Below are 23,340 nucleotides of genomic sequence, written 5' to 3' on the forward strand. Positions count from 1 at the left end.
GAGGAGGAGCCGAGAGTGTTCGAGCACACGGGGTGGGCGACCGGTGTCGGCCGGGATGCCGTCAGGTCTCCGCAACTGTCCGATCTCGCGGCCGTCGACCTGCGGACCCTGCGGGTCATGGACGACGCCGCCCTCGGGGCGGCCGTGGAGAGAGTGCTGGTCCGGCCCTCGGATCTCGTCGAGTCCTGGAAAGAGGACGAGTTCGTCGGCTGACGGCCGCACCCACGCTCCGGACGCGGGGAGATCGTTTTCGGCCGTATCCACGCCCGGCCGGTCGTCTCCGCCTCGCCGCAGCCGGCCGCTCGCCTCCGCCCCGCCGGCCGGGCCGCCCGGAGACCCGTCACGTCTCCGGAGCCCCGGGTGATCGCCGCCCCGCCGGACCCGGCGGTGCTCGCCGGGCTCGCCACCACACGCCCCGGACCGGCCGGGGCGTCCTTTCTGCGGGCCGGGCTGCACGCCCGCCGGCTGCTCCTGCTCAAGACCCTCCTCGTACGGGTCCAGCGCCACCGCGAGACGGTGGCGCCCACGGCGCTGCGCCGCTTCGAGGCGGGCTGGCTCCTGCTCGAACGGGCCGAGCGCGCCCGCCCGGACGTCGTCCGCACCGTCCTGGACTACCCGACCACAGGGGCCTGGCTCGCCGCCGCGCTCACCGAGCCGCTCGGCGCCGGCCTCGACCGCCACCTCGCCCATCTCGAACTCCTCGCCGTCTCCGCCGCCCTGCGCGCCGGACTGCCCGTGGACCTGCTCGTCGACGCCCCCGGCGGGGTGCTCCCGCTCCCCGGCGTCGGCCGCGTCGAGGCGGGCGGCGCGGGGTGGATCCGGATCGACGCCCGCTCCCGCCCGGTACGGATCGGGGGCGGGGACGGTACGGGCTGCCGGGCCGTGCTCCGCCGCCCCGCGCGCGGCCCCCGGACGACGCTGACGGGCAGCGGCCCCGGCTGGCGCGGGCTGCGCGCCCTGCCCGGCGGCGCGGCCCGGCTCGAGGACCTCGATCCGTACCGGCTGCCCCCGGGCATGGGCATCCCGGCGCGGGCCGCCGCCGACCACGCCGACACCGACCACGCCGGCTGGGCCGGCCGCTGGACCGCCGCCCGCGGTCTGCTGCGCGGGACCGACCGGGCGCGGGCCGTCGAGGTGGGCCGTTCGGTGGGCGCCGTCGTGCCGCTCGTCCCGCGCGGGACGCGGTCCATCGGGGCCACGCTGAGCGCCGCCCCCGGGGCCGTCCTCATGACGCCCTCCGCCGGAGCCGCGGACATGGCCGAGACCCTCGTCCACGAGCTGCACCACAGCAAGCTCGCCACACTCCACGAACTGGTGCCGCTCTACCGGACCCACCCGCCGGACCGGGCGGCCCCCACCCACCGGGTCGGCTGGCGCACCGACGCCCGTCCGGTCGCCGGCGTCCTCCAGGGCGCCTACGCCCACCTGGCACTCGCCGACCTGTGGCGCCGGACGGCCGGGGTGAGCCGCGCCTCCGGCCTGCCCGGGCAGTGGCGCGTACGGTCCGCACAGCGGTTCGACCATGTCCACGATCAGGTGGCCGAAGCGCTGGCGATACTGCTTGAATCCGATGAACTGACCAACGAGGGGCGGGAGTTCGCCCGGCACATGAGGACGCACCACGCGAGCCTCGGCTCCGGCCGGCGAGCCCTTGAGTAACACTGTGCCCACAGCACATGACACTGCGTTGCGCGTGAGCGGGACGGGAGATGCACACATGGCGGAACAGCGGTCGGGCGGCTCTACGGCGGACCACGGCGGCAGAGCCGCTCCCGAACACGTCCTCGTCGTCTTCCCCGGCTACCACCGGCCATGGGCGGCCTGGATCAACCAGCGCCTCGACACCCACGGCGTCCGCGCCACCCTGCAACGCTGGGACCCGCCCCGCGAGGTCCCCCTGGAGGACTCCCTCGGCGACCTGCTCCTCGCCCGCGGCCAGGTCCTCCTCGTCCTCGACGACTGGTTCTTCGAACTCGGCCCCCGCCCCGCCGGCGAATGGAACGACGTCCTGCGCAGCTTCGTCGCCGGCCACGCCGACCGCTTCGCCGCCGTCAACCTCACCAACCGCACCCTGCTCCCGGCCACCGCCGTCCTCGAACCCGTCAGCCTCTGGGGCGTCGGCGAGGAGGAGGCCGAGGCTCGGCTGCTCAGCAGGCTCGGCATCGAACCGCGCCGTTCCCCCGCCCGCCGGATCGCGCCGGCGGCCCTCGTGCGCTACCCCGACACCCCACCCGACATCTGGGGCGAGGTACCCCGCCGCAATCCCCGCTTCACCGGCCGCGACGACCTCCTCACCGAGCTCCAGGAACGGCTCATGGACGCCGAGCGCGGCAACGCCGCGTACACCCTCCTCGGCATGTCCGGCATCGGCAAGACCCAGATCGCGGCCGAGTACGCCCACCGCTTCAGCTCCGACTACGACGTCATCTGGTGGGTCAGCTCCGACGACCGCAACGTCCAGCGCGACCGCCTCGGCGAACTCGCCGTCGCCCTCGAACTGCCCACCGGCAGCGAGCCCGGCGAACGCATCCGCGCCGTCCGCGAAGCCCTCCGCCGCGGCGACCCGCACAGCCGCTGGCTCGTCGTCTTCGACGGCTGGGACGACATCGAGGGCGTCAACGTCATGCTGCCGCACGGCCCCGGACACGTCCTCATCACCTCGCGCAACCACGCCTGGCGCGAACACACCGACGTGCTCCCGGTCCGCAACTTCGACCGCGCGGAATCCACCGCCTACCTCATGCGCCGGGCCCCGCACATCACCGCCGCCGAGGCCGACGAGGTCGCCGCCGAGTTCGGAGACGTACCCCTGCCCCTCGTCCAGGCCGCCGCCTGGCTCGGCGAGTCCGGCATGGAGGTCTCCGAGTACCTGCGCATGGTCCGCGAAGGACGGCTCTCCACCGTCGACGAGCCGAGCACCGGCGACGGCATGCCCAACACCTCCCTCACCTCCTGGTCGATACTGATCAACCGGCTCCGGCGCGCCCAGCCCCAGGCCATCGACATCCTCAGCCTCTGCGCCTCCTTCGCCCCCGGCCGCATCCCCCTCGGCATCGTCCGCGCCCACCCGCAGGCCCCGCTCCCCGAGGACCTGCGGTGGATGGCCACCGACCTGCCCGCCTGGTCCCGGGCCCTCGACACCCTCGTCAACTACTCGGTGCTCACCCGGGACACCCGCGGCCCCGTCACCAGCGAGGAGGCCGCACCCCAGCAGGAGTCGGTCCACATGCACCGGCTCGTCCACGACATCGTCTCCCGGCTCACCGACGGCGAGCACCGCGACGCCCACCGCAAGGCCGTCCGCACCCTCCTCGCCGAGGCCGACCCCGGGAATCCGACGGACAGTCGGAACTGGCCCCGCTACTCCGAACTCCTGCCCCACCTGGAGCCCTCCGGCGCGCTGCGCAGCACCGACCCGCGCATCCAGACCACCGTCCTCAACTGCCTGCGCTACTGCGACCGCAGCGGCGAGTACAAGGCGGGCACCCGCCTCGCCGAACGCATCCGCGGCAGCTGGACCGGCCTCATGGACCCCCTCGCCCCGCGCATGCAGGAACTCACCACCCTGGAAGGCGACATCCTGCGCCGCAGCGGCGGCTTCCGCGAGGCGTACGAACTCGACCTCGCCCGCCGCACCCTGCTCGCCGGCTCCGACCGGTCCGACGAACTCGGCGAGCTCCAGTCCAAGATCTGCATCGCCCGCGACCTCCGCTTCCTCGGCCAGTACAAGGAATCCGAACGCCTCCAGCGCGAGGCCCTCGCCGAGGCGCAGACCCTCCTCGGCGAGACCCAGGCCCTCACCCTCGCCGCCCGCCACAACCTCGGCGTCGTGCTGCGGATGCTCGGCCGCTACCAGGAGGCGTACGAGCAGGACACCGACACCCTCGCCCGCTGCGAGAACATCCTGCGCCCCCACCACCCCTCCACCCTCAACTCCAACAACGCCGTCGCCCAGGACCTCCGGCTGCTCGGCCGCTACCGCGAGGCCCTCGGCCGCCAGGACGCCAACGTCCGCCTCCATCTGAAGATCCTCGGCGCCCAGCACCTCCAGACCCTCTACGCCCGCAGCCAGCTCGCCCTCTGCCGGCGCCGTGAAGGCGGCTTCAAGGAGGACATCGGCGCCGTCATGGCGCAGGTCCTCGACCACCTCGAACAGGCCCAGGGCCGCGGCCACTACCTCACGCTCTCCGCCGTCACCAACTACGCCAACTACCTGCGCGAGCACGGCGACCTCGACCGCGCCCGCGAACTCATCAACGAGGCCGAGGCCGGCTACCGCGCGCTGCTCGGCCCCGCCCACCCCGTCTCCACCGGCGTCCTCGCCAACACCGCCCTCGTGATGCAGGCGGCAGGCGAGCGCACCGAGGCCATGACGATGCTGGAGTCGGCGCTCGCCGGACTCACCGCGGCCCTCGGCCCCGACCACCCCTGGGTCCTCGGCTGCGCCCTCAACGCCACGGCCGCCCGCAACTTCAACGGACGCGTGTCCGACGCCGCCGAACTCAGCCGGGACACCCTGCGCCGGGCCCGGCACGTCATGGGCCACGAGCACCCGCTGACCCTCTCCTGCCAGGTCGCGCTCGCCACCGACCTGCGCGGCCTCCGCGAGGTCGAGGAGGCCGCCAAACTGGAGGAGGACGCCCTCCTCACCCTCACCCGCACCCTCGGCGCCCAGCATCCGCACACCCTGTCGGCGCGCCAGCGGAACCGCCCGTACTGGGACTTCGAAGCCAACCTCTGAGCCGTACGGAACCGGAAACGCCGGAGGCCCGGCGCCCCTCGCGGGGTGCCGGGCCTCCTTCGTACGCGTACGGACCGGTCGGTCAGGCGTCGAAGACCTCGTTGACCAGCTGCTGCTGCTCCGCCTGGTGACGCTTGGCCGAGCCGACCGCCGGGGAGGAGGAATGCGGACGCGAGATCCGGCGCAGGCGCTCGCCCGCCGGGATGTCCGCGCCGACCGCCAGGTCCAGGTGGTCGATCAGGTTGAGCGCGATGAACGGCCAGGCACCCTGGTTCGCCGGCTCCTCCTGCGCCCAGATGTACTTCGCGGCGTTCGGGTACTTGGCGATCTCGGCCTGCAGCTCGGCACCCGGCAGCGGGTACAGGCGCTCCAGACGGATGATCGCGGTCTCCGTGTCACCGCGCTTCTGACGCTCGGCCTCCAGGTCGTAGTAGACCTTGCCGGCGCAGAAGACGACCTTGCGGACGTCGGCGGCCTTGACCGTCGTGTCGCCGATCACCGGGCGGAAGCCGCCGGTGGTGAACTCCTCCACCTTGGACGCCGCGGCCTTCAGACGCAGCATCGACTTCGGGGTGAAGACGATGAGCGGCTTGTGGTGCGGGTTGTGGACCTGCCAGCGCAGGAGGTGGAAGTAGTTCGACGGCAGCGTCGGCATGGCGACCGTCATGTTGTCCTGGGCGCACATCTGGAGGAAGCGCTCCGGGCGCGCGGACGAGTGGTCCGGGCCCTGGCCCTCGTAGCCGTGCGGCAGGAGCAGCGTGACGCCGGAGGTCTGGCCCCACTTCTGCTCGGCCGAGGAGATGAACTCGTCGACGACGGTCTGCGCGCCGTTGACGAAGTCACCGAACTGGGCCTCCCAGATGACCAGGGAGTCCGGGCGGGCCAGCGAGTAGCCGTACTCGAAGCCCATCGCCGCGTACTCGCTGAGCAGCGAGTCGTAGACGTTGTAGTGGGCCTGGTCCTCGGTCAGGTAGAGCAGCGGGGTGTAGTCCTCGCCGGTCTCCTGGTCGACCAGGACCGCGTGGCGCTGGCCGAAGGTGCCGCGGCGGGAGTCCTGGCCCGACAGGCGGACCGGGGTGCCCTCCATCAGCAGGGAGCCGATGGCGAGGGTCTCGCCGAAGCCCCAGTCGATGGTGCCGTCGTCGATGGAGGCGGCGCGGCGCTGCATCTGCGGGAGCAGACGCGGGTGGACCTTGATCCGCTCCGGCACGTTGACCTGCGACTCGGCGATCCGCTTCACGACCTCCTGGGAGACCGCGGTGGTGACGGCGACCGGGAACTCGGCCTGCGCGTCCGGGACGGTCGTCGCCGCCGGGGCGGAGGTGGCCTCGCGGACCTCCGCGAACACCTTCTCCAGCTGGCCCTGGAAGTCCTGGAGCGCCTGCTCCGCCTCTTCGAGGGTGATGTCGCCGCGACCGATGAGCGACTCGGTGTACAGCTTGCGTACCGAACGCTTCTTGTCGATCAGGTTGTACATCTGCGGGTTGGTGAACTGCGGGTTGTCGCCCTCGTTGTGACCGCGGCGGCGGTAGCAGATGAGGTCGATCACGACGTCCTTGTTGAACGTCTGGCGGAACTCGAAGGCGAGCCGCGCGACGCGGACCACGGCCTCCGGGTCGTCGCCGTTCACGTGGAAGATCGGCGCCTCGATCATGCGGGCCACGTCGGTCGCGTACATGGAGGAACGCGAGGACTCCGGGGCGGCGGTGAAGCCGACCTGGTTGTTGATGACGATGTGGACCGTGCCGCCGGTGCGGTAGCCCCGCAGCTGCGACATGTTCAGCGTCTCGGCGACGACGCCCTGGCCGGCGAAGGCCGCGTCGCCGTGGAGGGCGACGGGCAGGACGGTGAAGTCCGTGCCGCCCTTGTTGATGACGTCCTGCTTGGCGCGGACGACACCCTCCAGGACCGGGTCGACCGCCTCCAGGTGCGAGGGGTTGGCGGTGAGCGAGACCTTGATCTGCTCGCCGTCCAGGCCGGTGAAGGTGCCCTCGGCGCCCAGGTGGTACTTCACGTCGCCGGAGCCGTGCATCGACTTCGGGTCGAGGTTGCCCTCGAACTCGCGGAAGATCTGCGCGTACGACTTGCCGACGATGTTCGCCAGGACGTTCAGCCGGCCGCGGTGGGCCATGCCGATGACGACCTCGTCGAGGCGCGACTCGGCGGCCGAGTCGATGACCGCGTCGAGCAGCGGGATGACGGACTCGCCGCCCTCCAGGGAGAAGCGCTTCTGGCCGACGTACTTCGTCTGCAGGAAGGTCTCGAAGGCCTCCGCGGCGTTCAGCCGGCGCAGGATCCGCAGCTGCTCCTCGCGCTCCACGCGGGAGTGCGGGCGCTCGACGCGGTCCTGGATCCACTTGCGCTGCTTCGGGTCCTGGATGTGCATGAACTCGACGCCGGTGGTGCGGCAGTACGAGTCGCGGAGCACGCCGAGGATGTCGCGGAGCTTCATCATCGACTTGCCGGCGAAGCCGCCGACCGCGAACTCCCGCTCCAGGTCCCACAGGGTGAGGCCGTGCTCGGTGATGTCCAGGTCGGGGTGCTTGCGCTGCTTGTACTCCAGCGGGTCGGTATCGGCCATGACGTGGCCGCGGACCCGGTAGGAGTGGATGAGCTCGAAGACGCGCGCGGCCTTGGTGACGTCGTCGTCGTGCGAGGCGTCGATGTCCTTGAGCCAGCGGACCGGCTCGTAGGGGATGCGCAGGGCCTTGAAGATCTCGTCGTAGAAGCCCTCCTCGCCGAGGAGGAAGTTGGCGACGATGCGCAGGAACTCGCCGGAGGCGGCGCCCTGGATGACGCGGTGGTCGTACGTCGAGGTCAGGGTCATGACCTTCGAGATGCCCAGCTTGTTCAGGGTGTCCTGGGAGGTGCCCTGGAACTCGGCCGGGTAGTCCATCGAGCCGACGCCCATGATGACCGACTGTCCGGGCATCAGGCGCGGCACGGAGTGGACGGTGCCGAGGCCGCCGGGGTTGGTCAGGGAGACCGTGACGCCGGTGAAGTCCTCCATCGTCAGCTTGCCCACGCGGGCGCGCTTGACGATGTCCTCGTAGGCCTGCCAGAACTCGAAGAAGTTGAGCGTCTCGGCCTTCTTGATGCCCGCGACGACGAGCTGGCGGTCGCCGTTGGGCTTGACCAGGTCGATCGCGAGGCCGAAGTTCACGTGCTCCGGCTTGACCAGGGTCGGCTTGCCGTCCTTCTCCGCGAAGGAGTAGTTCATCGACGGCATGGCCTTGATCGCCTGCACCATCGCGTAGCCGATGAGGTGCGTGAAGGAGATCTTCCCGCCCCGGGCGCGCTTCAGGTGGTTGTTGATCACGATCCGGTTGTCGAAGAGCAGCTTCACCGGGACGGCGCGGACGGACGTGGCCGTCGGCACCTCCAGGGAGGCGTTCATGTTCTTCGCGACCGCGGCGGCGGGGCCGCGCAGCGTGATCAGCTCGGGGCCGGCGGGGGCCTCGGCGGCGGGCTTCGCCGCGGCGGGCGCGGCGGGCGCGGCCGGAGCGGCGGCGGCGGGCTTCGCGGCGACCGGCGCGGGGGCCGCGGCCGGCTTCGCGGGGGACGGAGCCGCGGCCGGGGCGGGCGCGGGAGCCGGAACAGCCGCCGGAGCGGCAGGCGCGGCCTGTGCGGGGCCCGCCTGCGGCGCGGCCGGCGGCGCGCTCTGCGTGGTGGTGGCGGCCGGGGCGGCCGGGGTCTCCGACGCTCCCGGCTTGTAGTCGGCGAAGAAGTCCCACCAGGCACGATCGACCGAATTCGGGTCCTGGAGGTACTGCTGGTAGATCTCGTCGACGAGCCACTCATTGGCACCGAAGGCGGCTGCAGGGTTCTGGCCCTGCCCGTCTTGGTCGGTCGGGGAGCTCGGGGTACTGGGGGACTGAGACGACACGGCGGCAACCGCCCTCTTCCGCTTCACAAGGTGATGGACAGCGGAAATAAAGGCTACGCCTGTCCGGCCGAGAGGTGCAGGCCGGGCACTCCAACGTCGCGCAAGTCACACTTGACGGGGTGTTTCGGTGCCGTGAATGGCGGGAAACAACCGTGGTTCCGCAGGTGTGAGGGTACGGAAAAGCGCGAGCACGGCCTGCTTCGACCGCACCCTGACCGCGTCCCGCTCACGTACACGCAGGTCCTGCTCACGTACACGCAGAACGAGCGCTTCCGGTTCGAACCCTACGTCAATCTCTCGGGGGAAGACTGCCCGGAAGAGTGACTCTGATGCGGCAGCCACGTGAGGATTCGGCCACTCCGATCCCGCCGCCGTGCAGATCCACCGCCCAGCGGGCGATCGCGAGGCCGAGACCCGTGCCGCCGTCGCTGGCCGGACCGTGCCGGTCCGGGGCCGCGCCCCGGTTGAACCGCTCGAAGACCTTGTGCCGTTCCGACTCCGGGATGCCGGGGCCCTCGTCCTCGACCTCCAGCTCCAGCGAGTCCGGATACGGGCCGCGCCGGGCCCGGACCGTGACCCGGCCGTGCGGCGGGGAGTGCTTCACCGCGTTGTCGATCAGGTTCGCCATCACCTGGTGCAGCCGCTCCGCGTCGGCGTGCGCGACCAGCTCGGGCGGCGACACGTCCAGGTGCAGATGCACGTCCGTACGGCGGTGGAGCCCCGAGGTGGACGACAGGCCGCGCTGGGACGCCGCCAGGTTCGCCTCCCGCAGCACGCCCGACAGATACGGCCAGACCTCGAATCGGCTCGCCCGGAGCGCGACGACACCGTTGTCGAGGCGTGACAGGTCGAGCAGGGTCTCCACCAGCCGGCCGAGCCGCTCCGTCTGCTTCAGGGCCGACCGCATGGTCTCCGGATCGGCCTCGGACACCCCGTCCACGACGTTCTCCAGGACGGCCCGGAGCGCGGCGATCGGCGTGCGCAGCTCGTGCGAGACGTTGGCCACCAGCTCCTTGCGGTGCCGGTCGACGGCCTCCAGGTCGTCCGCCATGCGGTTGATCGTCGAGGCGAGGTCGCCCAGTTCGTCCCGCCGGTCCGCGCCCTGCACCCGGCGGCTGAAGTCCCCGCGCGAGATCGACCCGGCCACCGTGTTCATCTCGTCGAGCGGCGCCGTCAGGGACTGCGCCACGAACTGGGTGATCAGCAGGGTCGCGATCATCGCGAAGATCGTGATGTACCGGAACTCCGTGGACGTGCGGATCGCCACCAGGGCCAGGCAGGAGGTCAGCAGGACCGCCCCGACGACCAGGGCGCCCAGCTTGGTCTTGATCGAGATCACGAGCCGGCGGGGGCGCTGCGGTCCCTGTCGCACGTGCGGCCTCCCGGGCCCCGGCCGGTTCACGGCGCCGGGGTCTCCAGCGCGTAACCGACGCCGTGGACCGTACGGATCCGCTCGGCCCCGATCTTCCGGCGCAGCGCCTTGATGTGGCTGTCCACGGTCCGGGTGCCCGAGGCGTCCGCCCAGTCCCACACCTCGGCGAGCAGCTGCTCGCGGGAGAGCACCGCCCGGGGGGTGCTCGCCAGGCAGACCAGCAGGTCGAACTCGGTCGGGGTCAGGTGCACGTCCTCCGCGCGGACCCGGACCCTGCGCTGCGCGTGGTCGATCTCCAGTTCGCCCAGGCGAAGGATCCCGCTGCGCGGGGTGACCGCGGCGAGCGCGGCCCGCTCCACGCGGCGCAGCAGCACGTGCACCCGGGCGGCCAGCTCGCGCATCGAGAACGGCTTGGTCATGTAGTCGTCCGCGCCGACGCCGAGGCCGACCAGCATGTCGGTCTCGTCGTCGCGGGCGGTCAGCATGAGGACCGGGACGGGACGCCGGGCCTGGACCCTGCGGCACACCTCCAGACCGTCGAAACCGGGCAGCATGACGTCCAGGACCATCAGGTCGGGCTGCCAGGCCTCGGCGGCGTCGACGGCCGCCGGACCGTCGGTCGCGGTCTGGACGAGGAAGCCCTCGGCGCGCAGCCGCGCGGCGATCGCCTCCACGATCGTGGCGTCGTCCTCGACCACCAGGACGCGCCGCTGAGCCCCCGGAGTGGCCGCCGCACCGTGGTGAGTGGTGTGTGTCTGCTCCATTGCCCCGCCTCGCGTCGCCGTTGTCGGTGCAGCAGCCTAGAGGTACCGGCGGCGTCCCGGCTATCCAGGAGCTATCGGGGGCGGACGGCGACGTGGACCACGTCGGGGACGCCCCGGGCAACGGGGATCTCTTCCGTCCGTACCCCGCTGAATCCGGCATTCCGCAACGACTCTTCGAAATCGGTGGACGGCTGCGCGGACCACACGGCGAGGATCCCGCCCGGGTTCAGCCGGGCCGCGCAGGCCGCCAATCCCTCGGCGGAGTAAAGGGATTCGTTGTCCTCGGTGACCGTCCAGCCGGGCCCGTTGTCGATGTCGAGACACAGGGCGTCGTAGGTGTCGGTGGTGGTGTGGAGGTAGGTCACGACGTCCGTGTGCAGGATCACGGTGCGCGGATCGGCGAGCGCGGCCCCGGAGATCCCCGCGAGCGGCCCCTGCCGGTGCCAGTCGATGATCGCGTCCTCCCGCTCGGCCACCGCGATCCGGCCCCAGCGGGGGTCGGCGGCGGCGTGGGCGAGGGAGAAGCCGACGCCGAGTCCGCCGAGGAGGAGGGCGGCGCCGGGGCGGGACCGCTCGGGGAGGGCGGCCAGGGCCGCGTCGATCAGGAGGCGCTCGGAGCGGCCGTCGGAGGTGTCCATCAGGAAGGTGCCGTTGGCGATGATCTCGTAGTGCTCGTCCCGGCGGCGGAGGACTACTTCTCCGTACGGGCCTTCGCGGCGGTCGAGGGTGACGGGGCTGGTCATGATCACTCCGTGGCTCGTGTGCGTACGGTTCGTCCCGGCCATCCTCGCGGGGCGGCGACGACCGGGACAAACGCATAACGAGCCGTACGGGGGCGGGGCTTCGCGCCGCGGAGGCGACGGCGGGGCGCGCGCTCAGGGGCTCGTCGGCGGGCCGCCCTCCGGGAGGGCGGCGAAGACGCGCCGGAGGGCGGGCGGGCGCTCGCCGTCGCCCGCGACGACCAGGCGGTGGCGGTACGTCACGTAGTACTGGAAGCCGTCAGGGATCGGGCTGCTCGTCGGGCGCTCCGGGACAAGGGCGAACGCGGGGTCCTCGAGCGCCGCCCGCAGCTCGGCGGCCTCCGCCGGGGTCTGCTTGCCGGTTCTGGGCGGCTTGGTGCCGGCGCGGCTGGTCCAGCTGCCGTCGTAGTGGACGACGAGCCGGTTGCGGACGCCCGCGAGGCCGCCGTTGACGACCACCTCGACGAGGACCTCGCCCGGCTGGGGATCCGCGGCCGGTGTACCGGGGTCCGCCGTGGGGCTCGGCACGGCGGGCGCGCTCGGGCCGGAGGGCGACCCGCCGGGCGCGGGCGGCGACCCCGGGCCGCAGCCGCTCACGCCGCCCGCCAGGACCCCCGCCAGCAGCAGGGCCCCGCACCACGTCCTCTTTCCCCGTACACCTCGCACCATGGATCGAGCATGCCCGCTCCCGGAGGCGGCGCGCAGCCGGAAGCCCCGGTTTTCCCCCGGTCGATCACCTACGGGGCCCCGGGGCGGTCAGCCCGCCGTCCGGACGATCCCGGTGAGCGGGCACCGGTAGCGCCAGCCCAGCGAGTCGTACAGGGCGAGGCCGTCCGTGGTCGCCGCGAGCACCCCGGTCCCGGCGCCCGCCTGAGCCGCGGCGGCCTCCAGGGTGCGCATGACGTTCGCGCCCAGGCCCCGACGCCGGTGAGCGGGGTCGGTCTCGATCTGGTCGGCGACGGCGGTGGGCCCGGTCGGCGCGATCTGGCCACGAGCGGCGAGGGTGCCGTCCGGGGCGAGGATCCGGACCCGGACGACACCGTCCTCGACCTCCGTGGTCCGGGCGTACCCCTCGGGCGGCGCGGGTCGGGCGCCGGGGTCCAGCCGCTTGACCATCATGAAGCCCGGATCGTCGGGGACGGTCCACCCCTCGGTGATCCACGGCGCCACCTCCTCCGGGCCGGCCATCACCTTGAGCCAGCTGTGCGGCGCGGTCAGCCGCGCGCAGAGCGCGCCGACGGACGCCGCGCCGGGCGCGGGCAGGACGTGCCGCACGACGTGCCGGGGCAGGCCGACGTCGATCCGGTAGCCCCAGGGCTCGGCGACGGCGGGTGGGGTGCCCCGGGAGACGGTCCAGCCCGCCACCCAGGCCGATGTAATGGCTGAGATGTCCATGTAGGCATTACATCGACTTCCGTCGGGCCGTACGAGGGTGATCGCTCAGAGCGAACGGGCGTCCGGGAACATCATCGGGCTCACAAGCATTGAGTGCGTATAGCTCAACTTGACTGCCGAAGGGGAGATCATGGCTTCTGAGTCCATGGCGTCCGTGCCGCTCACTCTGCCTGTGCTGCCGCTCGACGACGAGGTCGTGCTGCCCGGAATGGTGGTGCCGCTGGACCTGTCCGACAACGACGTACGGGCCGCCGTCGAGGCCGCCCAGGCCGCCCGCACCGGAACGGGAAAGCCCCGTGTGCTCCTCGTGCCGCGGGTCGACGGGACCTACGCCGGCACCGGCGTCCTGGGCATCGTCGAGCAGGTGGGACGCCTGTCCGACGGCGACCCCGGCGCGCTCATCCGCGGCCTCGGCCGCGTCCGCATCGGCGCCGGCACGACCGGCCCCGGCGCCGCCCTGTGGGTGGAGGGCGGCACCGTCGAGGAGACCCTGCCCGACCCGCTGCCCGGCGCCGTGACCGAACTGGTCAAGGAGTACAAGGCGCTGGCCACCAGCTGGCTCAAGAAGCGCGGCGCCTGGCAGGTCGTCGACCGCGTCCAGCAGATCGACGGCGTCGGCGCCCTCGCCGACAACGCCGGATACTCGCCCTTCCTCACCGTCGAGCAGAAGGTCGAACTCCTGGAGACCGCGGACCCGGTCGCCCGCCTCAAGCTCGCCACCGCCCAGCTCCGCGAGCACCTCGCCGAGCAGGAGGTCGCCGAGACCATCGCCAAGGACGTCCAGGAGGGCGTCGACAAGCAGCAGCGCGAGTTCCTGCTCCGCCGCCAGCTCGAAGCGGTCCGCAAGGAGCTCCGCGAGCTCAACGGCGAGGCCGAGGGCGACGAGTCCGACGACTACCGCGCCCGCGTGGAGGCCGCCGACCTGCCCGAGAAGGTGCGGGAGGCCGCCCTCAAGGAGGTCGAGAAGCTGGAGCGGTCCAGCGACCAGTCCCCCGAGGGCTCCTGGATCCGCACCTGGCTCGACACCGTCCTCGAACTGCCCTGGAACGAGCGGACCGAGGACCGGTACGACATCCGGGGCGCCCGCGCGGTCCTGGACGCCGAGCACGCCGGCCTCGACGACGTGAAGGAACGCATCACCGAATACCTCGCGGTGCGCAAGCGCCGCGCCGAGCGCGGTCTCGGCGTGGTCGGCGGCCGCCGCGGCGGAGCCGTCCTCGCCCTCGTCGGCCCGCCCGGCGTCGGCAAGACCTCGCTCGGCGAGTCCGTCGCCCACGCGATGGGCCGCGAGTTCGTCCGGGTCGCCCTCGGCGGCGTACGGGACGAGGCCGAGATCCGCGGCCACCGCCGGACGTACGTCGGCGCCCTGCCCGGCCGGATCGTCCGCGCCATCAAGGAGGCCGGGTCGATGAACCCGGTGGTCCTGCTCGACGAGATCGACAAGGTCGGCTCCGACTTCCGCGGCGACCCCGCGGCGGCGCTCCTCGAAGTCCTCGACCCCGCGCAGAACCACACCTTCCGCGACCACTACCTGGAGGTCGAACTCGACCTCTCCGACGTCGTCTTCCTGGCCACGGCCAACGTCCTCGAAGCCATCCCCGAGGCGCTCCTGGACCGCATGGAGCTGGTGCGCCTCGACGGCTACACGGAGGACGAGAAGATCGTCATCGCCCGTGACCACCTGCTCCCGCGCCAGCTGGAGCGGGCCGGCCTGGAGCCGGGCGAGGTCGTCCTGGAGGAGTCCGCGCTGCGCAGGCTCGCCGGCGAGTACACCCGCGAGGCCGGTGTCCGCACCCTGGAGCGGTCGATCGCCCGGCTGCTCCGCAAGGTCGCGGCCCAGCACGAACTGGGCGACCGGGAGCTGCCCCTCAGCGTCGGCCCCGACGACCTGCGGGAGCTCATCGGACGACCGCACCACGTGCCGGAGTCGGCCCAGGACCCGTCGGAGCGGCGGACGGCCGTGCCGGGCGTCGCCACCGGGCTCGCCGTGACCGGCGCGGGCGGTGACGTCCTCTTCGTGGAGGCCTCCCTCGCCGACGCGGAGACGGGCGCCGCCGGGCTGACCCTCACCGGTCAGCTGGGCGACGTGATGAAGGAGTCGGCGCAGATCGCGCTCTCCTTCCTGCGCTCCCACGGCGCGGAGCTGGAGCTGCCCGTCACCGGCCTCAAGGACCGGGGGGTGCACATCCACTTCCCGGCGGGCGCGGTGCCCAAGGACGGGCCGAGCGCGGGCGTCACCATGACGACCGCCCTGGCCTCCCTGCTGAGCGGCCGCCTCGTCCGTACGGACGTGGCCATGACCGGCGAGGTCTCCCTCACCGGCCGGGTGCTGCCGATCGGCGGCGTGAAGCAGAAGCTCCTCGCCGCGCACCGGGCGGGCATCACGACGGTCGTGATCCCCAAGCGGAACGAGGCCGACCTGGACGACGTCCCGGCCGAGATCCTGGAGAAGCTGGAGGTCCACCCGGTGACGGACGTCCGGCAGGTCCTGGAGATCGCCCTCGCCCCGGCGGTGGTGCCGGTGGACGTGGCCGCGTAACCCCCTCCGGCGAGCGGGGTGCCCCTTCCGGGGGGCACCCCGCCACGGCGCGCCCGGGAAGTCGGTACCGGGATGTCGGTCGGGGCTGTCATGCTCGTACGCATGAACGACGACGCCTTCTGGGCTCTCATCGACGAGTTGAGCCGCCGGTCCGGTGACCGGGACGCACGCCTCGAGTGGCTGCGGGCGGAGTTGGTACGGCTTCCGGCGGACGCGAGCGTGGACTTCCAGGTGCGGCTCGAGAGGGCGTGCGAGAGAGCCGACACGCGCGCGGTGTGGACGGCGGCGAACCGGATCGAGGGCGGCGGCTGCACGGACGACGGCTTCCACTACTTCACGCTCTGGCTGGTCGGCCAGGGACGGAAGGTGTACGAGTCGGTCCTCGCCGACCCGGACGTGCTGGCCGACGTGCCCGGCGTACGGACGCTCGTGGGCCGGCACCACGACGAGTGGCACGACGACGAGTGGCCCGAGTGGGAGGAGCTCGACTACGTCGCGCAGGACGCGTACGACGAGCTGACGGGCCAGGAGGACGACGACGGCGAGGAGTTCCTCGACGCCGTCGAGGAGGCGGCGGGGGAGTGGGACGAGGACGAGGAGCCCCGGGGATCCCGGCCGGAGGGTTCGGCCCTGCCCCGGCTCACCGCCCTCTTCCCGCTCGGCCCCTCCTCCTAGGAGGAGGGCGGGGCGCCCGCGAGGGCGGGCTGGGGAGAAGCCGGGCGACCCCCGGGGTGCCGCCGCCCCCGGGAGGCCGCCGCCGCGCGGAGGGGGCTCAGCCGTTCGCGAGCGCCTGGACCCGCGAGAGGTCGCCGTTGAAGTGGTTGTGGTCGCCGACCGTCGGGCCGGACGAGGTGTACTGCCAGATCGTGTAGTACGGCCAGCCGGCCGGGAGTTCCCCGACCTCGGAGGCGTACCGCGCGATCCAGAGCGGGTTGGTGGACGCGAAGGCCGAGGAGTTGCCGGTGCACTGCTTCCACCAGCTCGTGGCCGTGTAGATCACGGGGTCGCGGCCCGTCCGGTACCTGTACCGGTTCACGAAGTCCTGGATCCAGGCGACCATCCCCGACGCCGTCTTGCCGTAGCAGGTCGCGCCGTACGGGTTCCACTCGATGTCGAGCACGCCCGGCAGGGTCCTGCCGTCCTGGGACCAGCCGCCGCCGTTGTTGACGAAGTAGTCGGCCTGGGCGGCTCCGCTCGTCGTGTCCGGCGTGGCGAAGTGGTACGTGCCGCGGATCATGCCGACGTTGTAGGAGCCGGTGTACTGCTGCGTGAAGTACGTGTTCTTGTAGTACGTGCCTTCCGTCGCCTTGACGTAGGCCCACTTGACCCCGCTGTTCCACAGCGTGGACCAGGCCACGTTGCCGTTGTGGCTGGAGACGTCCACGCCTTCCGTCTGCACGGCCAGGGTGGAGGCGCCGCCGGGCCTGGCGCCCTGACCGTCGTGCGCGATCACGCCCATGCCCATGTAGGCGGAACCGCGCGCGGGGGTCGCCTGCCGGGCGCCGGGGTCCTCGGCCGCGGTGGCGGTGGCGGAGAGGCCGAGGGGGAGGAGGAGGGCCAGGGTCGCGAGGGCGGCGCCGGCGAGGGTCGTTCCGGATCTGTGCACACGCATTGCGTGCCTCCGAAAGGCTCGGTGGGGGAGCGGTGGCGGCAGGCCCCGTGAGAAGTTCTGGAATGAACATGTCATTCAGGGCTGCCGGTGAAGACGCTACGCACGTAGACCCGCACGGCGGAAGAGGGGCTGGTCGCCGCCGTTGGTCTACTCCTGCGAAATACTGAAGGAGCTGCGGCGATGGGCGCCGCCGGAAGAAACTTTCAGCGGCCGGAAAGCGCATGGGAGGTGCTGACGTGCACGGAAGCGGTACGGGAAGTGAGGGCCGGGCCACCGCCGGAGGTGGTGTGGACCAGGAATTCCTCGCGCTCGAACGGGAGCTGGCGGTCTTTCTGCGCCGCGCCCGCGCCCAGTCCGGCGAGATGGCCCGCGAGGTCCACCCCGAACTGGAGCCCGCCGCCTACGGCCTCTTCGTACGCCTCGACGACGCCGGACCCCAGCGGGCCACCGAACTCGCCGGCTACTTCGGTGTCGGCAAGGCCACCATGAGCCGGCAGCTCCGCGCCCTGGAGGACCTCGGGCTCGTCGCCCGCGACCCCGACCCCGCCGACGGCCGCGCCTCGCTCGTCCGGCTCACCGAGGAGGGCCGCAGTCGCTTCCGCAGCGTCCGTGACGCCCGGCGTGAACGCTACGTCCGCAAACTCGCCGACTGGGACCGCGCCGAGGTCGCCGAACTCGCCCGCCTCCTGAACCACTTCAACGTCCGCTCGGAGGGCTGACGGCTCCGGCTCAGAGCTCCACGTACACCGCCGTCGCGTCGTCGTGGAGCTTCCAGCGGCGCACCCCGCCGGACAGGGCGTCCTCCGTCTCCAGCGCCCGCACCCGGCCCAGCAGGCCGGCCGGACCCTCCTCGCGCAGTACGGCGAAGCACTCCGCCCAGTCGCCCTCGCCGAACAGCTCCACCCAGCGGCTCGCCCCGTCCGTGAGCGCCGCCAGCCCCCGTACCTCCGCGCGGCACGTCGTCCCCGTCACCGCCCGCCCGGCCACCGCCGGGTCGGCCGCCGCCGTGAAGAAGCCACCCTCCCGGTTCCGCAGCCGGTCCGTCGCCTCCAGGGACCGCAGCACCTCGTCCGGCACCCGGTCGAGCCGGTCGTCGAGCACGGCCCGCACCGACCCGTCCGGGGCCTCCAGGAGGAGGACGGAGTCGGAGAGGACGAGGTGCTCGACCGACACCTCGTCCCAGCGGACGAGCACCACGGTCGCCTGAGGTGTTCGCACGTGAGAAAGGTCACAGGTGCGGCGGTGGGCGTCCGCAGTGCGCCGGATGGCCAGCGACAGGATCTCGGACAGCGTCATGTCCCGCCGGGAACCGGACAGTTCGGTCAAAGCCCCGCCCAGTCGCGCGGTGAACCACGGGACCGTGTGCACACAACCGTCATCCCCGGCGGGGGGCGTGACGCCGTCGAGGAGGACGACTGCCCCTCCGCTCCCCGAGGCGGGCAGGGCGGCGGCCACCCAGTCCTCGTTGGGGCGTTCGGGGCTGCCGGGAAGAGAGGCGGCTTCGCTGCGCATGCCCTTCAGTGTGCCCGCCCCCGTGCGTCCCTCCGCAGACTCCTTCACCGGACCTGCAAACGAACGGAAATGGCCTGTACCAACCGCGCGGAAGCGGCGCCGAGAGGCGGAACGGACACCTCCGGGAATCTGCGGGCGCGCATCCTGCCAAAGGCCGCCCGGAAGATCCAACCGGCGCCCCGCACGCGCCTCCGGCAAAGGCCGCCGGAAGTTGTTCGCCAACTACCGAGTGTTGTTCACTCGTTCGGGTGGCGGAGCGGCCGATGCCCGTCCCCCTGCCGGAAGCGCTGGAATGGTCGGAAGCCGTACCAGGGGTGGGGGCGCGCTCCATGTGACCGGCCGTCACCTCTGCTTCATCGGCGGACGAATCAAGATTGCGAGCACCGGTGCAGAAGAAGCGGCCTCGGAGCAAGAACGGCACGCAGAGCCAGACCCCCGGTGAGCCGCAGGCCCCCGCCGGCCGGCCCAAGCGTGTCCGTAACCGGCTCGTCGCCGGCGTCGCCCTCGTGGGCGTCACCGTCCTCGCCGCCGGAGCCCCCGCGATCCTCGCCGCCTCCACCGAGCTCACCGAGTCCCAGCGCCTGGTCACCCTCGCCGAACTCGACCGGCAGGCCGTCACCCTCGCGCACTCCCTCTCCGACGAGCGCGACGAGGTCGTCGCCTACATCGCGGCCGGGCGCGAGAACCAGAGCGGCGACGCCAAGCACCAGCGGCGGATCACCGAGGCCCGCTCCACCCGGGTCGACCGCCAGATCGACGAGATCCGGCCCGCGGCCCCCGCCGAGCTCCGCCGCGACCTCGCCGGAGTCCCCTCCGTCCGCCGCACCGCCCTCACCGGCAAGGGCACGGCCCTGGAGGCCCACAGGGCGTACTCGGACGTGATCGGCAAGCTCCAGGCCCTCGCCGACGAACTCGCCGACAAGACCCCGGCCCGCGCCTCCGACGCCGCCCTGACCGAGGCCACCCGCGCCCCCGCCGCCCTCGGCCGCTCCGTCGAACAGGCCTCCGCCACCCGCGGCCTGCTCCTCGCCGCGCTCTCCGTGCCCCAACCAGAGCCCACCGGGACCGTCCACTACGACACCCGGACCGGCTCCTACGTCGCCGACGAGCCCGCCGGCGCCGCCGAGGCCGAACGGACCCGCGACAACCTCACCGCGGCCGCCCAGCAGGCCCGCGTCCGCGAACTCGCCGCCCTCGGCGACTTCGACCAGGCCGCCGGCTCCACCGCCCGCGACTCCCTCGCGGCCACCGTCACCGGCCCCGACGTCAAGAGCGCCGAACTCGCCCTCGCCTCCCTCACCGACCAGCCCAGGCTGACCGAGGCCGAGCGCGGCACGGACCCGGCCGCCCTGGACGCCGCCCTCTCCGCCCGCATCGAGCAGATGCGCGGCGTCGAGTCCGCCCTCGCCACCGAACGGGTGACCCGCCTCGCCGCGCTCCGCGACGACGACGTCACCGCGCTCGAACTGCGCATCGCCTTCCTCGGCGGCTGCCTCCTCGTCGCGATCGGCATCTCCACCTACGTCGCCCGCACCCTCACCCGGCCGCTCGCCGTGCTCCGGATCGGCGCCGCCAGGCTCGCCGCCGCCCCCGAGCCCCACACGGAGGAAGCGGTCCGCTTCACCGGCCGCAACGACGAGTTCGCCCAGGTCGTCCGCTCCCTCAACACCCTGCACGGCAAGCTCTCCGGCCTCGCCGCGCGGACCGAGCGCCTCACCGACGAGCGCGCCGAGCTGACCGCCGCCAAGGACTCCGTCAGCGCCGAACTCGCCGCCCAGCGCGCCGAACTACAGGGCCGGGTCGCCCTCCTCGCCGCCGACCTCGAACGGCTCAGGGGCACCGTCCAGCACACCTTCGTGAACCTCTCGCTGCGCAGCCTCGGGCTCGTCGAGCGGCAGCTCGGCGTCATCGAGAAGCTCGAGGAGCGCGAGCAGGACCCGGACCGCCTCGCGACCCTCTTCAAGCTCGACCACATGGCGACCGTCATGCGCCGCCACAGCGAGAACCTCCTCGTCCTCGCCGGACACGAGCACGTCCACGGTCATGCCGGGCCCGTCCCGCTCGTCGACGTGCTGCGCGCCGCCGTCAGCGAGATCGAGCGGTACGAGCGGGTCACCATCCAGTCGCTGCCGCCGCACGCCCAGGTCGCCGGCTTCGCCGCGGACGACCTGAGCCACCTGGTGGCGGAACTCCTGGAGAACGCCACCTCCTTCTCGCCGCCCGACGCCGAGGTCCAGCTCTCCGGCTGGCTCCTGGAGAGCGGCGAGGTGATGCTCTCCGTGCAGGACTCGGGCATCGGCATGACCGCCTCCCGGTCCGCCGAGCTCAACGCGCGCCTCGCCGAGGCGGACCCGGAGGCCTTCGAGGGCGAGGGCCTCGGCATGCGGGTCATCGCCCTGCTCGCCGCCCGCCACGGCGTCCGCGTCGAGCTCCGCGAGCAGCAGTCGGGCGGCACGGCGGCCGTCGTGGTCCTGCCACAGCCCCTGCTGCCCACCACCCCGCCGACGGCCGTGTCGGAGCCCGTACGGGTCGCGGGCACCGCGCCGGCGATCCAGCTGCCCGGCTCGGTCGCGGAGGCCAACTCCAACACCCTGCCGTCCCGGCACCGCGACCCCCTGGTGGAGGCGGCGGAGGCCGCGTTCCAGGCGGCGCAGCCGGAGGCCCCCGAGGAGCGGGCGCAGGCGCAGACCCCGGTGTCGGAGCCCCAGTCGGCGGAGCCGTACGAGCCCCAGCCGGAGGAGCCGCACGCGACCCAGCCGACGGAGCCGTACGCGACCGCCCCCCTCGGGGAGACCGTCTCCGAGACCACGCTCCAGGTCCGGCTCCCCGAGCCGCCGCCGGAGCCGGAGCCGGAGCCGGACGCCCACGAGCGCGCCGTCGACGCGTCCGCCGCCGAGGGCTCGGTCCCCGGGCCGCGCCCCGCGCAGTGGGAACGGGTCACCGACAAGGGCCTGCCCAAGCGCACCCCGCAGGTGGTCCGCCCGGCCTCCGCCACCACCACGCCCCGCCAGGGCGGCGTGGACGCCGAGGCACTGCGCCGCCGCCTCGGCGGCTTCCACCAGGGCGCCAAGGCCGGGCGCCGCGACGTGGAGGCGGAGCTGGACACGGCGCGCACGGAAGCCACGAGGTCTGCACGTACAGAGGAGAAGACGGGGGACACAGTCGAGGAGGCACGCAGTTGACCGCGACGGGAACGTTCGGACTGAGCACGGAAGCCCGCAACCTGCAATGGCTGCTGGGGAATCTGGTGGAGGAGGTCCCGGGTGTCCGCTCGGTGGCCGTCGTCTCCTCCGACGGCCTGCTGTTGCTCTCGTCCGACCCGGCCATCCAGCAGACCACGACGGTCGCCGCCGACGCCGGCCGTCCCGACGGGCCGCGCGGCTCCAGCGCCGATCTGGCCACCATCGTCTCCGGCATCGGCAGCCTCACCATCGGCGCGGCCCGGCTGATGGACGGCGGCGGGGTCAAGCAGACGATGGTGGCGATGGAGGAGGGCAGCGTCTTCGTCATGTCGATCAGCGACGGCTCGCTGCTCGGCGTGCACGCCACGCCCGACTGCGACATGAGCGTCGTGGCGTACCACATGGCGCTCTTCGTGGGCCGCGCCGGTCACGTACTCACCCCCGAAGTCCGCAGCGAGCTGCGCAAATCGATGGAGAGCACTCAGTGACGGCGATGTCCTCGGTTCATCACGCCTTCAAGCTGCCGGTACGGGGAGAGGGTCGGCGCCCCGCGCGCGTGCGCCCCTACTCGCTGACCGGCGGCCGTACCCGCTTCGGCCACGTCCTGCTCGTCGAGACCTTCGTGGCGGCGCTGGAAGCGCCCGCCGCGCGCAAGGTCCTGACGGACGGCGGGCCGGCCGCCCGCGGCCTCATGCCGGAGATGCGGGCCATCGTCGAGATCTGCCGCCGGATGCGCACGGTCGCGGAGATCTCGGCGCTTCTGAAGATGCCGTTGGGGGTCGTCCGGGTGCTGCTCAGCGACCTGGCCGACCAGGGAAAGATCCGTGTGTACGGGACCGGTCACGCCACCGGCCAGCCCGACCGCGCGCTCCTCGAAAGGGTGCTGAGTGGACTCCGTCGTCTCTGACGCCACCGCCGTCTCCGACACACCGCCGGTCACCGGCATCCCCGCCCAGCCGGGCATGGAACCGCGCGAACCGGAACCCGAAGGTGTCGACACCGAAGAGGGCGCCCAGGACTGGCAGCTCGACCACTCCCGCGCCCCGATCGCCACGAAGATCGTCGTCGCCGGCGGATTCGGCGTCGGCAAGACCACCTTCGTCCGCGCCGTCTCGGAGATCACCCCGCTCCAGACCGAGGCGCTGATGACCCGGGCGAGCGAGGACACCGACGACCTCAGCGCCACCCCGGACAAGCTCACCACCACGGTGGCGATGGACTTCGGCCGGATCACCCTCGACAACGACCTGGTGCTGTACGTCTTCGGCACGCCGGGCCAGCAGCGCTTCTGGTTCATGTGGGACGACCTGGTGCGCGGGGCGATCGGCGCGATCGTGCTCGCCGACACCCGCAGGCTCACCGACTGCTTTCCGGCGCTCGACTACTTCGAGAGCTGCGGGCTGCCGTACATCGTGGCCGTCAACCACTTCGAGGGCACCGAGCTGTTCGAGGCGGACGACGTCCGGGAGGCCCTGACGGTACCCGCGCACGTGCCCGTGGTGATCATGGACGCGCGCAAGCGGTACAGCGTCGTCGAGACCCTGCTCGCGATGGTCGCGCACGCCCTCGAAGCCACGCCCGAATAGCCGCCCCCCCC

18 protein-coding genes are annotated in these 23,340 nt (G+C 72.6%); 10 read left to right on the forward strand and 8 right to left on the reverse strand.

What is annotated here, in order from left to right; genetic code table 11:
* The first annotated feature begins 15 nt into the window (after positions 1-15).
* The 3 genes from ACZ51I_RS16585 to fxsT all read left to right on the forward strand — a co-directional run bounded on the left by ACZ51I_RS16585 (position 16) and on the right by fxsT (position 4,741).
* Positions 16-213, forward strand: a complete 198-nt coding sequence (locus tag ACZ51I_RS16585) for a hypothetical protein (protein WP_468876198.1) — start codon at positions 16-18, stop codon at positions 211-213.
* 147 nt (positions 214-360) lie between these two features.
* On the forward strand, positions 361-1,659 hold the full coding sequence (locus ACZ51I_RS16590) for an aKG-HExxH-type peptide beta-hydroxylase (RefSeq protein ID WP_468876200.1): 1,299 nt from the start codon (positions 361-363) through the stop codon (positions 1,657-1,659).
* Positions 1,660-1,717: 58 nt separating this feature from the next.
* Positions 1,718-4,741: an FxSxx-COOH system tetratricopeptide repeat protein gene (gene fxsT, locus ACZ51I_RS16595; RefSeq protein ID WP_468876202.1), complete on the forward strand. Its 3,024-nt coding sequence runs from the start codon at positions 1,718-1,720 to the stop codon at positions 4,739-4,741.
* A gap of 82 nt (positions 4,742-4,823) precedes the next feature.
* Here fxsT and ACZ51I_RS16600 read toward each other — a convergent pair whose 3' ends face one another.
* From ACZ51I_RS16600 to ACZ51I_RS16625, 6 genes are all read right to left on the reverse strand, one after another.
* Positions 4,824-8,627: a multifunctional oxoglutarate decarboxylase/oxoglutarate dehydrogenase thiamine pyrophosphate-binding subunit/dihydrolipoyllysine-residue succinyltransferase subunit gene (locus tag ACZ51I_RS16600; RefSeq protein WP_468876204.1), complete on the reverse strand. Its 3,804-nt coding sequence runs from the start codon at positions 8,625-8,627 to the stop codon at positions 4,824-4,826.
* A 289-nt stretch (positions 8,628-8,916) separates the two neighbouring features.
* Positions 8,917-10,029: a HAMP domain-containing sensor histidine kinase gene (locus ACZ51I_RS16605; protein WP_468876206.1), complete on the reverse strand. Its 1,113-nt coding sequence runs from the start codon at positions 10,027-10,029 to the stop codon at positions 8,917-8,919.
* On the reverse strand, positions 10,026-10,763 hold the full coding sequence (locus ACZ51I_RS16610) for a response regulator transcription factor (protein ID WP_468876208.1): 738 nt from the start codon (positions 10,761-10,763) through the stop codon (positions 10,026-10,028). Before ACZ51I_RS16610 ends, ACZ51I_RS16605 begins: the two co-directional genes overlap by 4 nt.
* Positions 10,764-10,834: 71 nt before the next feature.
* Positions 10,835-11,506: a spermidine synthase gene (locus ACZ51I_RS16615; RefSeq protein ID WP_468876210.1), complete on the reverse strand. Its 672-nt coding sequence runs from the start codon at positions 11,504-11,506 to the stop codon at positions 10,835-10,837.
* A 132-nt stretch (positions 11,507-11,638) separates the two neighbouring features.
* Positions 11,639-12,172, reverse strand: coding sequence for a hypothetical protein (locus ACZ51I_RS16620; protein ID WP_468876212.1), 534 nt, complete (start codon positions 12,170-12,172; stop codon positions 11,639-11,641).
* A gap of 87 nt (positions 12,173-12,259) precedes the next feature.
* Positions 12,260-12,898, reverse strand: a complete 639-nt coding sequence (locus tag ACZ51I_RS16625; RefSeq protein ID WP_468876214.1) for a GNAT family N-acetyltransferase — start codon at positions 12,896-12,898, stop codon at positions 12,260-12,262.
* Positions 12,899-13,028: 130 nt separating this feature from the next.
* Between ACZ51I_RS16625 and lon the strand changes: the two genes are divergently transcribed.
* Both lon and ACZ51I_RS16635 read left to right on the forward strand, forming a co-directional pair.
* Positions 13,029-15,437 carry an endopeptidase La gene (lon, locus tag ACZ51I_RS16630; protein WP_468876215.1) on the forward strand — a complete coding sequence of 803 codons (2,409 nt, stop codon included), beginning with the start codon at positions 13,029-13,031 and terminating at the stop codon, positions 15,435-15,437.
* Positions 15,438-15,539: 102 nt separating this feature from the next.
* Entirely contained in the window at positions 15,540-16,112 is a 573-nt protein-coding gene (locus ACZ51I_RS16635) for a DUF4240 domain-containing protein (RefSeq protein WP_468876217.1), read from the forward strand.
* A 97-nt stretch (positions 16,113-16,209) separates the two neighbouring features.
* Here ACZ51I_RS16635 and ACZ51I_RS16640 read toward each other — a convergent pair whose 3' ends face one another.
* Positions 16,210-17,049: a lysozyme gene (locus ACZ51I_RS16640; protein ID WP_468876219.1), complete on the reverse strand. Its 840-nt coding sequence runs from the start codon at positions 17,047-17,049 to the stop codon at positions 16,210-16,212.
* Between the two features lie 221 nt (positions 17,050-17,270).
* On the opposite strand from ACZ51I_RS16640, the gene ACZ51I_RS16645 reads away from it, so the two are divergent.
* A complete protein-coding gene (locus tag ACZ51I_RS16645) occupies positions 17,271-17,768 on the forward strand; it encodes a MarR family winged helix-turn-helix transcriptional regulator (RefSeq protein ID WP_468876221.1) in 498 nt (165 codons plus the stop codon).
* A gap of 10 nt (positions 17,769-17,778) precedes the next feature.
* Here the strand turns inward: ACZ51I_RS16645 and ACZ51I_RS16650 are convergent, their stop codons facing one another.
* Positions 17,779-18,561: a hypothetical protein gene (locus ACZ51I_RS16650; protein WP_468876223.1), complete on the reverse strand. Its 783-nt coding sequence runs from the start codon at positions 18,559-18,561 to the stop codon at positions 17,779-17,781.
* 386 nt (positions 18,562-18,947) lie between these two features.
* Between ACZ51I_RS16650 and ACZ51I_RS16655 the strand changes: the two genes are divergently transcribed.
* The 4 genes from ACZ51I_RS16655 to ACZ51I_RS16670 are packed head-to-tail and all read left to right on the forward strand — an operon-like array spanning position 18,948 to position 23,329.
* Positions 18,948-21,743 (forward strand): sensor histidine kinase, encoded by a 2,796-nt coding sequence (locus ACZ51I_RS16655; RefSeq protein ID WP_468876225.1) that lies wholly within the window; start codon positions 18,948-18,950, stop codon positions 21,741-21,743.
* Positions 21,740-22,231 (forward strand): roadblock/LC7 domain-containing protein, encoded by a 492-nt coding sequence (locus ACZ51I_RS16660; protein ID WP_468876227.1) that lies wholly within the window; start codon positions 21,740-21,742, stop codon positions 22,229-22,231. Before ACZ51I_RS16655 ends, ACZ51I_RS16660 begins: the two co-directional genes overlap by 4 nt.
* A gap of 5 nt (positions 22,232-22,236) precedes the next feature.
* Positions 22,237-22,650, forward strand: a complete 414-nt coding sequence (locus ACZ51I_RS16665) for a DUF742 domain-containing protein (protein WP_468876229.1) — start codon at positions 22,237-22,239, stop codon at positions 22,648-22,650.
* Positions 22,631-23,329, forward strand: a complete 699-nt coding sequence (locus tag ACZ51I_RS16670) for a GTP-binding protein (RefSeq protein WP_468876231.1) — start codon at positions 22,631-22,633, stop codon at positions 23,327-23,329. The genes ACZ51I_RS16665 and ACZ51I_RS16670 overlap by 20 nt, the downstream gene beginning before the upstream one ends.
* The last annotated feature ends 11 nt before the right edge of the window (positions 23,330-23,340 follow it).

It is taken from the genome of Streptomyces sp. NPDC034084 (assembly GCF_055575535.1).